This window comes from Pseudomonas sp. YA1 (assembly GCF_058680555.1).
In genome coordinates this window covers 302039-314239 of record NZ_JBZWBG010000001.1, presented here as the reverse complement: position 1 = coordinate 314239, position 12201 = coordinate 302039, and the positions used below count along the sequence as shown (strand labels likewise).

General features: G+C 61.7%; 14 protein-coding genes. All 14 read right to left on the bottom strand.

Annotated elements, in window-relative coordinates; genetic code table 11:
- Positions 1–67: 67 nt before the first annotated feature.
- Positions 68–493, bottom strand: coding sequence for a F0F1 ATP synthase subunit epsilon (locus AC4OR5_RS01445; RefSeq protein ID WP_003097128.1), 426 nt, complete (start codon positions 491–493; stop codon positions 68–70).
- 41 nt (positions 494–534) lie between these two features.
- Positions 535–1911 (bottom strand): F0F1 ATP synthase subunit beta, encoded by a 1377-nt coding sequence (gene atpD, locus AC4OR5_RS01440; RefSeq protein ID WP_003097130.1) that lies wholly within the window; start codon positions 1909–1911, stop codon positions 535–537.
- A 30-nt stretch (positions 1912–1941) separates the two neighbouring features.
- A complete protein-coding gene (atpG, locus tag AC4OR5_RS01435) occupies positions 1942–2802 on the bottom strand; it encodes a F0F1 ATP synthase subunit gamma (protein ID WP_003097132.1) in 861 nt (286 codons plus the stop codon).
- Between the two features lie 50 nt (positions 2803–2852).
- The gene (gene atpA, locus AC4OR5_RS01430) at positions 2853–4397 is read right to left on the bottom strand and encodes a F0F1 ATP synthase subunit alpha (protein WP_003097134.1); all 1545 of its coding nucleotides are present in this window, start codon (positions 4395–4397) and stop codon (positions 2853–2855) included.
- A gap of 18 nt (positions 4398–4415) precedes the next feature.
- On the bottom strand, positions 4416–4952 hold the full coding sequence (locus AC4OR5_RS01425; protein ID WP_003097135.1) for a F0F1 ATP synthase subunit delta: 537 nt from the start codon (positions 4950–4952) through the stop codon (positions 4416–4418).
- A gap of 11 nt (positions 4953–4963) precedes the next feature.
- Positions 4964–5434 carry a F0F1 ATP synthase subunit B gene (locus AC4OR5_RS01420; protein ID WP_003100235.1) on the bottom strand — a complete coding sequence of 157 codons (471 nt, stop codon included), beginning with the start codon at positions 5432–5434 and terminating at the stop codon, positions 4964–4966.
- A 57-nt stretch (positions 5435–5491) separates the two neighbouring features.
- Positions 5492–5749, bottom strand: coding sequence for a F0F1 ATP synthase subunit C (atpE, locus tag AC4OR5_RS01415; protein WP_003097235.1), 258 nt, complete (start codon positions 5747–5749; stop codon positions 5492–5494).
- A gap of 49 nt (positions 5750–5798) precedes the next feature.
- Positions 5799–6668, bottom strand: a complete 870-nt coding sequence (gene atpB, locus AC4OR5_RS01410) for a F0F1 ATP synthase subunit A (protein WP_003097238.1) — start codon at positions 6666–6668, stop codon at positions 5799–5801.
- Between the two features lie 16 nt (positions 6669–6684).
- The gene (locus AC4OR5_RS01405; RefSeq protein ID WP_003097239.1) at positions 6685–7065 is read right to left on the bottom strand and encodes a F0F1 ATP synthase subunit I; all 381 of its coding nucleotides are present in this window, start codon (positions 7063–7065) and stop codon (positions 6685–6687) included.
- A gap of 163 nt (positions 7066–7228) precedes the next feature.
- On the bottom strand, positions 7229–8101 hold the full coding sequence (locus AC4OR5_RS01400) for a ParB/RepB/Spo0J family partition protein (protein ID WP_003100240.1): 873 nt from the start codon (positions 8099–8101) through the stop codon (positions 7229–7231).
- A 9-nt stretch (positions 8102–8110) separates the two neighbouring features.
- A complete protein-coding gene (gene soj / locus AC4OR5_RS01395; RefSeq protein ID WP_003097243.1) occupies positions 8111–8899 on the bottom strand; it encodes a chromosome partitioning protein Soj in 789 nt (262 codons plus the stop codon).
- Between the two features lie 18 nt (positions 8900–8917).
- Positions 8918–9562 carry a 16S rRNA (guanine(527)-N(7))-methyltransferase RsmG gene (gene rsmG / locus AC4OR5_RS01390; RefSeq protein ID WP_003100242.1) on the bottom strand — a complete coding sequence of 215 codons (645 nt, stop codon included), beginning with the start codon at positions 9560–9562 and terminating at the stop codon, positions 8918–8920.
- The gene (gene mnmG, locus AC4OR5_RS01385; protein WP_003100244.1) at positions 9562–11454 is read right to left on the bottom strand and encodes a tRNA uridine-5-carboxymethylaminomethyl(34) synthesis enzyme MnmG; all 1893 of its coding nucleotides are present in this window, start codon (positions 11452–11454) and stop codon (positions 9562–9564) included. The genes rsmG and mnmG overlap by 1 nt, the downstream gene beginning before the upstream one ends.
- 473 nt (positions 11455–11927) lie before the next feature.
- Positions 11928–12152 carry a hypothetical protein gene (locus AC4OR5_RS01380; protein WP_003097251.1) on the bottom strand — a complete coding sequence of 75 codons (225 nt, stop codon included), beginning with the start codon at positions 12150–12152 and terminating at the stop codon, positions 11928–11930.
- Between the last annotated feature and the right edge of the window lie 49 nt (positions 12153–12201).

The following is a 12201-nucleotide window of genomic DNA, read 5'->3' as shown; positions in this document are numbered from 1 at the left end:
AAAACGAAAAAAGGGTAGCCCACAGGCTACCCTTTTCCCTGACACCGCTAGAAGTACCGGCTGGAAATCAGCCGCCGAACTTCTTGCGCAGTTGCTGGACGGTGCGCAGCTGGGCTGCGGCTTCGGCCAGACGCGCGGCAGCGGCGCTGTAGTCGAACTCGGCACCCTTGCCCTGCAGCGCCTTTTCGGCAGCCTTCAGGGCTTCCTGGGCGGCCGCTTCGTCGAGGTCGCCGGCACGAACCACGGTGTCGGCGAGGACCTTGACCATGTTCGGCTGGACTTCGAGGAAACCGCCGGAGATGTAGTACACCTCCTGCTCGCCGCCCTGCTTGACCAGGCGGATGGGGCCCGGTTTCAGGTCGGTGATCAGCGGCGCGTGGCCCGGGGCGATACCCAGGTCACCCAGAGCGCCGTGCGCGATAACCATCTCGACCAGGCCGGAGAAGATCTCCGCCTCGGCGCTGACGATGTCGCAATGGACTGTTATGGCCATACGCTTGCCTCACATGAGCGCCCGTCGCCGGGCGCACAGGATTACAGTTTTTTGGCTTTCTCGACCGCTTCTTCGATACCGCCGACCATGTAGAACGCCTGCTCCGGCAGGTGATCGTAGTCGCCGTTGAGAATGCCCTTGAAGCCAGCGATGGTGTCCTTCAGGGAAACGTACTTGCCCGGCGAGCCGGTGAAGACTTCCGCTACGAAGAACGGCTGGGACAGGAAGCGCTGGATCTTACGAGCGCGCGCCACCAGCAGCTTGTCGGCTTCGGACAGTTCGTCCATGCCGAGGATCGCGATGATGTCCTTCAGCTCCTTGTAGCGCTGCAGAACATACTGGACGCCGCGAGCGGTGTCGTAGTGATCCTGGCCGATCACCAGCGGATCGAGCTGGCGAGAGGTGGAGTCCAGCGGGTCGACCGCGGGGTAGATACCCAGCGAGGCGATGTCACGGGACAGTACGACGGTCGCGTCCAGGTGGGCGAAGGTGGTCGCCGGGGACGGGTCGGTGAGGTCGTCCGCGGGAACGTATACGGCCTGGATCGAGGTGATCGAGCCTTTCTTGGTGGAGGTGATGCGCTCCTGCAGAACGCCCATCTCTTCGGCCAGGGTTGGCTGATAACCCACCGCGGACGGCATCCGGCCCAGCAGTGCGGACACTTCGGTACCGGCGAGGGTGTAACGGTAGATGTTGTCGATGAACAACAGAACGTCACGGCCTTCGTCACGGAACTTCTCGGCCATGGTCAGGCCGGTCAGTGCGACGCGCAGACGGTTGCCCGGCGGCTCGTTCATCTGGCCGTATACCAGGGCTACCTTGTCCAGTACGTTGGAGTCCTTCATCTCGTGGTAGAAGTCGTTACCCTCACGAGTACGCTCGCCCACACCCGCGAACACGGAATAACCGCTGTGCTCGATGGCGATGTTACGGATCAGTTCCATCATGTTGACGGTCTTGCCCACGCCGGCGCCGCCGAACAGGCCTACCTTGCCGCCCTTGGCGAACGGGCAGACCAGGTCGATCACCTTGATGCCTGTTTCCAGCAGCTCGTTGCCGCCAGCCTGGTCGGCATAGGACGGAGCTTCGCGGTGGATGCCCCAGCGCTCTTCTTCGCCGATGGGACCGGCTTCGTCGATCGGATTGCCCAGTACGTCCATGATCCGGCCCAGGGTCGCTTTACCGACCGGCACGGAGATGGCAGCACCAGTGCTGTCCACGTTCAGGCCACGCTTGAGGCCTTCGGTGGAACCCATCGCAATGGAACGAACCACGCCGTCGCCCAGCTGCTGCTGGACTTCCAGGGTGGTTTCAACGCCCTGAACCTTCAGGGCTTCATAGATGCTCGGCACGGCATCGCGCGGGAATTCCACGTCGATCACGGCGCCGATGATTTGAACGATACGTCCGCTACTCATGTCTGGTTCCTCTGAATTTTGAACCTGTTCTTACACCGCGGCAGCGCCGCCGACGATTTCCGAGATTTCCTGGGTGATCGCCGCCTGACGCGCCTTGTTGTAGATCAGCTGCAAATCGCTGATCAGCTCGCCGGCGTTGTCGGTAGCGTTCTTCATTGCAATCATCCGGGCCGCCTGCTCACAGGCGTTGTTCTCAACCACGGCCTGGTACACCTGGGATTCCACGTAACGCACCAGCAGCCCGTCGAGGAGCGACTTGGCGTCGGGTTCGTAGAGATAGTCCCAGTGGTGCTTCAGCTCCTGATCGTCATCGGCCACCAGCGGAATCAGCTGTTCCACGGTCGGCTTCTGGGTCATGGTGTTGACGAACTTGTTGGAGACCACGAACAGGCGATCGATACGGCCTTCGAGGTATGCGTCGAGCATCACCTTGACACTGCCGATCAGGTCGTTGATCGAAGGCTCTTCGCCGAGGTGGCTGATAGCTGCCACGACGTTGCCGCCGAAACTGCGGAAGAACGAAGCGCCCTTGCTACCGATCACGCAAAGGTCGATTTCCGCCCCTTGCTCGCGGTAGCCGCTCATGTCCTTGACGAGGGACTTGAACAGGTTGATGTTCAGACCGCCGCACAGACCACGGTCACTGCTCACCACGATGTAGCCGACGCGCTTGACTTCACGCTCGACCATGAACGGGTGACGGTATTCCGGGTTGGCGTTGGCCAGATGGCCGATCACCTGGCGAATACGCTCCGCGTAGGGACGGCCGGCCGCCATGCGCATTTGTGCCTTGCGCATCTTGCTCACCGCCACTTTTTCCATGGCATTGGTGATCTTTTGCGTGCTTTTGATGCTCGCAATCTTGCTGCGAATCTCTTTTGCGCCTGCCATTTGACACCTATCGGGTTAGCAGGCGGGAGCCTCGCGGCTCCCGCTGCGGCTTACCAGGTTTGGGTGGCCTTGAACTTCTCGATGCCGGCCTTGATGCCCGCGTCGATTTCGTCGTTGAAGTCACCTTTCTCGTTGATCTTCGCCAGCAGAGCGGCATGCTCGCGCTGGAAGTAGGAGATCAACGCCTGCTCGAAGCTACCGACCTTGGCGATTTCGACGTCCTGCAGGAAGCCACGCTCGGCGGCATACAGGGACAGCGACATCTCGGCGATCGACATCGGCGCGTACTGCTTCTGCTTCATCAGCTCGGTAACGCGCTGACCATGCTCCAGCTGCTTGCGGGTCGCTTCGTCCAGGTCCGAGGCGAACTGGGCGAAGGCCGCCAGTTCACGGTACTGGGCCAGAGCGGTACGAATGCCGCCGGACAGCTTCTTGATGATCTTGGTCTGGGCCGCGCCACCTACGCGGGATACCGAGATACCGGCGTTGACGGCCGGACGGATACCCGAGTTGAACATGGCGGATTCCAGGAAGATCTGGCCGTCGGTGATCGAGATCACGTTGGTCGGAACGAACGCGGAAACGTCGCCGGCCTGGGTCTCGATGATCGGCAGCGCGGTCAGCGAGCCGGTCTTGCCGGTCACGGCGCCGTTGGTGAACTTCTCGACATACTCTTCGGAAACGCGGGAAGCGCGCTCCAGCAGACGGCTGTGGAGATAGAACACGTCGCCCGGGTAGGCTTCGCGGCCCGGCGGACGGCGCAGCAGCAGGGAGATCTGGCGATAAGCCACGGCCTGCTTGGACAGGTCGTCGTAGACGATCAGGGCGTCTTCACCGCGATCGCGGAAGTATTCGCCCATGGTGCAACCGGAGTACGGCGCCAGGTATTGCAGGGCGGCGGACTCGGAAGCGCTGGCGGCGACCACGATGGTGTTGGCCAGGGCGCCGTTCTCTTCCAGCTTGCGTACGACGTTGGCGATAGTGGACTGCTTCTGGCCGATGGCCACGTAGACGCACTTAATGCCGCTGTCTTTCTGGTTGATGATGGCGTCGACCGCGAGGGCGGTCTTGCCGATCTGGCGGTCGCCGATGATCAGCTCGCGCTGGCCACGGCCTACCGGGATCATGGCGTCGACCGACTTGTAGCCGGTCTGTACCGGCTGGTCTACCGACTTACGCCAGATCACGCCCGGAGCGACCTTCTCGACCGCGTCGGTGGCCTTGGCGTCGATCGGGCCTTTGCCGTCGATCGGATTGCCCAGTGCGTCGACTACGCGACCCAGCAGTTCCGGACCAACCGGAACCTCCAGGATGCGCCCGGTGCACTTGGCGTTCATGCCTTCGGCGAGGCCCTGGTATTCACCCAGAACCACGGCACCCACGGAATCCTGCTCCAGGTTCAGCGCCATACCGTAGACGCCGCCCGGGAACTCGATCATCTCGCCGTACATGACGTCGGCCAGACCGTAGATGCGCACGATACCGTCGGACACGCTGACGATGGTGCCTTCGTTTCGTGCTTGGGAGGCGACGTCGAGTTTCTCGATGCGCCCCTTGATGATTTCACTAATTTCGGAAGGATTGAGTTGCTGCATGCCGCTGCCCCTTCAAACTCAAGATTTCAACGCTTCGGCCAGTTTCGCGAGCTTGCCGCGCACCGAGCCATCGATTACCAAGTCACCGGCGCGAATGATCACGCCGCCGATCAGGCTCGCGTCTTCCGACGCATGTAGCCGCACTTCGCGACTGAGCCGGGCGCTGAGAGCCTTGGCGAGTTTGTCCTGCTGTTCTTTGCTCAAGGTGAAGGCACTGGTGACTTCTACCTCGACCGACTTTTCCTGCTCGGCCTTCAACTGCTCGTACATCTCAGCGATGGTCGGCAGCAGTTCGAGCCGCTTGTTCTCAGCCACAGTCCGGACGAAGTTCTGGGCTGGTGCATTCAGCTTGTCGCCGCACACATCGATCAGGCTCTGGGCCTTGGCCGAAGAGGTCAGCTGAGGCTCTTTGAGCAGCTGGCGCACGGTGTCGTCCTGCGACACTGCGGCCAGCACACCCAGCGCAGCCGACCAATCGGCCAGTTGCTGATGAGCCTGGGCGTACTCGAAAGCCGCCTTTGCGTAGGGACGAGCCAACGTGGTCAGTTCTGCCATAGCGCCCTCGCTTAGATCTCGGCTGCCAGTTTGGAAACCAGCTGCTCGTGCGCGTTTGCGTCGATCGAAGCACCCAGGATCTTCTCTGCGCCGGTGACGGCCAGGGCACCCACTTGGGCACGCAGGGCGTCCTTGACGCTGTTCAGTTCCTGTTCGATTTCCGCTTGGGCCTGGGCCTTCAGGCGTTCGCCTTCGGTACGGGCCTGGTCGCGGGCTTCATCGACGATCTGGTTAGCGCGTTTCTTCGCCTGTTCGACGATTTCGGCTGCCTGAGCCTTGGCTTCGCGCAGTTGCTGGCCCGCTTTCTCATGAGCCAGCTCCAGATCACGAGCCGCGCGGTTGGCAGCGTCCAGGCCGTCAGCGATCTTCTTCTGACGCTCTTGCAGAGCCGCGATGACCGGAGGCCACACGAACTTCATGCAGAACAGCACAAAGATGAAGAACGCAACGGACTGGCCAATCAGGGTTGCATTAATGTTCACGCCAACACCTCGCTCGTTCGTTGTCCGTCAAACACTCAAATCGAATGATTCGAGTGATTAGCCGGCGATTTGACCAACGAAGGGATTCGCGAAGGTGAAGAACAGGGCGATACCCACACCGATCATGGTCACGGCGTCCAGCAGGCCGGCGACGATGAACATTTTCACCTGCAGCATCGGAACCATTTCAGGCTGACGAGCTGCGCCTTCCAGGAACTTGCCACCCAGCAGACCGAAACCGATGGCGGTACCCAGGGCACCCAGGCCAATCAGCAGAGCAACGGCGATAGCAGTCAGTCCAACTACAGTTTCCATTTTTCCTCCCGACTTTTTGTCGTGTTGGTTAAAGGTTGAAGCGAATCGATTAATGGTTGTCTTCGTGCGCCATCGACAGGTAGACGATGGTCAGCATCATGAAGATGAAGGCCTGCAGGGTGATGATCAGGATGTGGAACACAGCCCACGCCCAGTTCAGGGCTACGCCCAGGGCACTCAGCAGGAACATTCCGCTACCGAACATGACGGCGATCAGAATGAAGATCAGTTCGCCGGCATACATGTTGCCGAACAGACGCAGCGCCAGCGAAACCGGCTTGGCGATCAGGGTCACGAACTCGAGCAGGAAGTTCACCGGAATCAGCAGGATCTGAACGACGATGTTCTTGCTGCTGAAGGGGTGCAGGGTCAGTTCACCGAGGAAGCCGCCGATGCCCTTGACCTTGATGCTGTAGAAGATGATCAGGGCGAACACCGAGATCGACAGGCCGAGGGTGGCGTTCGGGTCGGTGGTGGCCACCGCGCGGAAGAACAGGTGCTCGTCGCCGGTGATCTTCGCGGCCAGCATCGGCAGGTAGTCCACCGGAACCAGGTCGATCAGGTTGAGCAGGAAGATCCAGACGAACACGGTCAGGGCCAGGGGCGCGATCAACGGGTTGCGCCCGTGGAAGGTGTCCTTGACGCTGGTGTCGACGAACTCGACCATCACCTCGACGAAGTTCTGCAGTCCACCCGGCTGGCCGCTGGTGGCCTTCTTGGCTGCCAGGCGGAAGATGAACAGGAACACCACGCCGAGCAGTACCGACCAGCCCAGGGTGTCTACGTGGAATGCCCAGAAGCCCATTTCCTTGGCTTGCTCGGCGGTGTGGGCGAACCCCCAATCACCATTAGGCAGACGCCCGAAGGTCAGGTTCTGCAAGTGGTGCTGGATGTAACCCGAAGCGGTTTCTGCTGCCATGTTTGCCTCAATCGCTCTAAGGTCTTGTAAATGTTTTTCCCATCAGCAGGGGTGCGCACCAGCTGACCATCAGGGTCAGCAGATAGACACCGAACAGAGCCGGCGCCATCAGTGGCTTCACGCCTGCGAACGCCAGTGCGAAAAGCACCGCCGTCAGAATCAGTTTCCCGGCTTCGCCCGCATAGAAAGAGCGAACGATTTCCCGGGCAGCCCGCGCTCCGCTGAAACGGAACGCCTTGTAGGCGAAATAACAATTCGGCAACCAGGCGATCATCCCTCCCAGCAGTCCGGAATATCCGGCTACCGGTCCCCAAGAAATCCACAGGGAGATCGCAGCAACAAGCACTACTACCAGTTGGACGAGCAGCAATCTGAATGCCGGCAGGCGACTTGGCATGCGGGACTCCATCGCGCTCTCAGTCTTCTGGTGTCGGCACTGCCAAATCAACGACTTGGCATAAAAAGTGCCCACAAAATAGCGCGCAGAGTATAGGGGGGGAGTCCCCCCTGTTCAACTGGCTGGTAGTGATTTCCGACTACCCGCTACAACCCAAAGTGTGTCAACGGATGTGGGCGAGAACGCCCTGCAGTTCATCCAGGGAGCTGTAGCGGATGACCAGCTGTCCCTTGCCCTTCTGACCATGCCGGATCTGCACCGAAGCGCCCAGGCGCTCGGCCAGGCGCTGTTCCAGGCGGGCGATGTCCGGGTCGCTCTTGACCGGTCCCGCAGGCTTGCCCGGGGCATGCGTCCACTGCCGAACCAGGGCTTCGGTCTGACGTACGGTCAGCCCATGTGCGACAACATGTCGCGCCCCTTCCACCTGCCGTTCTGCCGGCAGACCGAGGAGCGCACGGGCGTGGCCCATCTCCAGGTCGCCATGGGAAAGCAGGGTCTTGATCTCTTCCGGCAGGCCGATCAGGCGCAGCAGGTTGGTAATGGTCGCGCGCGACTTGCCGACCGCTTCCGCGACCTGCTGCTGGGTCAGCTGGAACTCCTGCTGCAAGCGCTGCAGGGCAGCGGCTTCCTCGATCGGGTTGAGGTCCTCGCGCTGGATGTTCTCGATCAGCGCCATGGCGATGGCCGCTTCGTCCGGCACGTCGCGCACCAGCGCCGGGATCTTTTCCAGTCCGGCCTGCTGGCTGGCCCGCCAGCGCCGCTCGCCGGCGATGATCTCGTAGCGGCCATTGGCGATCGGCCGCACCACGATGGGCTGCATCACGCCCTGGGCCTTGATCGACTGCGCCAGTTCCTCCAGCGCCTGAGGGTCCATGTCGCGACGCGGCTGGTACTTGCCGCGCTGCATCAGGTCGAGGGGGATCTGCTGCAACTCGCGGCGGTCGGCCTGTACGGCTTCTTCCTGCAGTTTGGCGGGACTCGAGCCGCCCAGCAGGGCATCGAGCCCGCGTCCCAGTCCACGTTTCTTGGCTGCCATGCGGGTTCCTTATGCGGTTGCGGCGCGGCCTTTGGCGCGCTGGCGGCGGACCAGCTCGCCGGCCAGCGCCAGGTAGGCGATGGCGCCGCGGGATTGCTTGTCGTAAACCAGCGCCGGCATGCCGAAGCTGGGGGCTTCGGCGAGGCGCACGTTACGCGGGATGACGGTGCTGTAGAGGGTGTCGCCGAAATGCTCCTGCAATTGCGCGGAGACATCGTTGGTCAGGCTGATGCGCGGATCGTACATGGTCCGCAACAGGCCCTCGATCTTCAGCGTCGGGTTGAGCAACTGGCCGATGCGCTGGATGCTGTTCATCAGGTCGGTCAGTCCCTCCAGCGCGTAGTACTCGCACTGCATGGGGATGATCACGCCGTCGGCGGCGGTCAGCGCATTGACGGTGAGCATCGACAGCGACGGCGGGCAGTCGATGAGGATGTAGTCGTAGTTCTCGCGGATCGGCGCCAGCGCGTTGCGCAGGCGATTTTCCTTCATGTCCATTTCCAGCAGCACCACTTCCGCGGCGGTCAGGTCGCGGTTGGCCGGCAACAACTGGTAGCCGCCGTGTTCGGAGAACTGCATGGCCTCGGCGAGGTTGCACTCGCCGGTGAGCACGTCGTAGATGGAGTGCTCCAGGTTGTGCTTGTCGATGCCGCTGCCGGTGGTGGCGTTGCCCTGGGGATCCAGGTCCAGCAGGAGGACGCGGCGCTTGGTCGCCACGAGGGAGGCCGCGAGGTTGATACAGGTCGTGGTCTTGCCGACACCGCCTTTCTGGTTGGCGATCGCGAATACCTTAGCCATGGTTATCCCTGTTCCCCCTCATGCTGTGCGCCGCAGTATCAGCAGATGCCGCTGACCTTGGCAACCGGGTACCGCCAGCGCGTGCTCGGCTTCGACCCGGAAATCCTCCGGGAGTGCCGCCAGCTCTTCGTTCGGATGCACGCCCTTCATCGCCAGCCAGCGGGTTTCCTGGCCACCGAGGTGGCGGGTCCAGTTGGCGAAGTCCTCCAGGCTGCTGAAAGCGCGGGAAACGATGCCATCGAAGGGGCTCTCGGGACGGAAGGCTTCCACCCGGCTGTGCACGACTTCGAGGTTGGCCAGCTTCAGCTCGAGCTTCACCTGGGTCAGGAAGCGGGTCTTCTTGCCGTTGCTGTCGAGCAGGGTCAGGCGCTTTTCCGGGAACAGGATGGCCAGCGGCACGCCGGGCATGCCGCCGCCGCTGCCGACATCCAGCCAGTTATCCCCAGCCTCGGCGTAAGGCACGATGCTCAGGCTGTCGAGCAGGTGGCGCGAAACCATCTCGTCCGGGTCGCGCACGGCGGTCAGGTTGTAGGCCTTGTTCCATTTGATCAGCAGGGCCAGGTAGGCCAGCAGCTGGCGTTGCTTGTCGGCGTCGAGAGCGACGCCTAGCTCGTCAGCACCGCGCGCGAGTTCGTCGGCGTGATGTTGGGTTACCGCAGACATCAAGCGCTCTGCTCCAGTTGGCGGCCAGAGGCACGCTTCTTCAGGTGGATCAACAACAGCGAAATCGCAGCCGGCGTGACGCCGGGGATTCGCGAAGCCTGTCCGAGGGTTTCCGGACGGGCCTGGTTCAGCTTGTTCTGGATTTCCTTCGACAGGCCGGAAATCCCCAGGTAATCGATATCCACAGGCAGGCGGGTATCTTCGCTGGCGCGCAGCCGGGCGATTTCCTCCTGCTGGCGGTCGATGTAGCCGGCGTACTTGGTGCGAATCTCCACCTGCTCGGCCACCTGGGGGTTATCCACAGCGTCGCCGGTGATCTCCACCAGGCCGGCGTAATCGATCTCGGGGCGGCTCAGCAGGTTGAGCAGGTTGTATTCATGGGTCAGCGGCGTACCGAAACGCTCGGCGATGGCGTCGCCCTGCGGGGTATTCGGCCGCACCCAGGTGCTCTTCAGCCGCTGTTCCTCGCGTTCGATACCTTCGCGCTTGGCTTCGAAGGCAGCCCAGCGCCGATCGTCGACAAGGCCCAGCTCGCGTCCCTTCTCGGTGAGACGCAGGTCGGCGTTGTCCTCGCGGAGGATCAGGCGGTATTCCGCCCGCGAGGTGAACATGCGGTACGGCTCCTGGGTGCCGAGCGTGATCAGGTCGTCCACCAGCACGCCGATGTAGGCCTCGTCACGGCGCGGGCACCAGCTGTCCTTGCCCTGCGAACGCAACGCAGCATTGGCGCCGGCCAGCAGGCCCTGGGCGCCAGCTTCCTCGTAGCCGGTGGTGCCGTTGATCTGGCCGGCGAAGAACAGGCCGCCGATGACCTTGGTCTCCAGGCTGTACCTGAGATCGCGGGGATCGAAGAAGTCGTACTCGATCGCATAGCCCGGCCGCACGATGTGGGCGTTTTCCATGCCACGGATGGAACGCACGATCTGCAGTTGCACGTCGAACGGCAGGGACGTGGAAATGCCGTTGGGATACAGCTCGTGGGTCGTCAGGCCTTCCGGCTCGAGGAAGACCTGGTGGCTTTCCTTGTCGGCAAAGCGATGGATCTTGTCTTCGATCGACGGGCAGTAGCGCGGGCCGATGCCTTCGATCACACCGGAATACATCGGCGAACGATCGAGGTTGGCGGCGATGATCTCGTGGGTCCGTGCGTTGGTATGGGTGATCCAGCAACTGACTTGCTCGGGATGCTGTTCCTTCGAACCAAGGAAGGACATCACCGGGATCGGCGTGTCACCCGGCTGCTCGGTCATCACCGAGAAGTCCACGCTGCGCCCGTCGATCCGCGGCGGCGTGCCGGTCTTCAGACGGCCGACCCGCAGCGGCAATTCACGCAGACGACGCGCCAGAGCGATGGACGGCGGGTCGCCGGCGCGTCCGCCGGAGTAGTTCTCCAGGCCGATGTGGATAAGTCCGCCGAGGAAGGTGCCGGTAGTCAGGACCACGTTGTCAGCATGGAAGCGCAGGCCCATCTGGGTCACTACGCCGCGGACCTGATCCTGCTCGACGATCAGGTCGTCGCAGGCCTGCTGGAATATCCACAGGTTCGGCTGGTTTTCCAGTGTATGGCGGATAGCGGCCTTATAGAGCACGCGATCGGCTTGTGCACGAGTGGCGCGCACTGCCGGCCCCTTGCGGCTGTTAAGGATGCGGAACTGGATACCGCCCTTGTCGGTGGCTTCGGCCATGGCGCCGCCAAGGGCGTCGATTTCCTTGACCAGATGGCTCTTGCCAATGCCGCCGATGGCGGGGTTGCAGCTCATCTGCCCCAGGGTTTCCACATTGTGGGTCAACAGCAGGGTTTTCACACCCATGCGCGCAGCCGCGAGTGCGGCTTCGGTGCCTGCATGGCCACCGCCGATCACGATTACGTCAAAACGGGTAGGGAAATCCACCACGCACCTCGGCCTGTTCAGAAGCAGGAATTCAGGAAAGCCGGACAGTATAAGGATTTAGCGAACCTGAATGAAGACTCCTGGACAAAAAATAGCCAATCCAGATCGAGGGAGCAAAACGGCTCGGCGGGCTTACAAAAAATAAAAGGAAAGGAATGTTTATATCTTTTTAGAACTTGTGTTTATTACTTAGCAGCGGCTTTTCTGTTGATAAGTACGTCGAGCCCAGTAAAGACATAGCCTGTAGCGAATGATAAGGCTGTCCCAAACCCTATCTGGGCCCTGTTGATAAGCGTTTTTTAGCTGTGGATGGAATGGCTCGTTATCAACATGTGGAGTTATGCACAGAGCTTCGGCGGGTTTATCTACCCTCCTGTCCCTGGGGTTTTCCACAGGTTTCAGGCGAGCGTATCCGGGCCGCGGCAGGACCGCAGCCAGGTAGGAAGAAGGAGATGGAAAGGCGTGGGAAAGGCTTAGTCGTTGCCGCTTTCCAGCGTATCGATGGATGACGACAGGCGCTCGAAGCGGCGCTTGGCGGAGACCTGGAAATCCCGCTCGGAGCCCTCGTTAGCGGGTTTGCGCAGCAGTAGCCGAGCACTGAGCCCGCTAGTGCGGTCGTAACTGCCGAACCAGTCGATCATCTGTCCGACATGGCATTCGCCGCCGAGCCATACCGCCAGGTTGGCTACGATCTCCATGTTGTAGTGTCCGAGTGCTCGCCCTGGGACGCCTTGGGAGCCGAAGGCG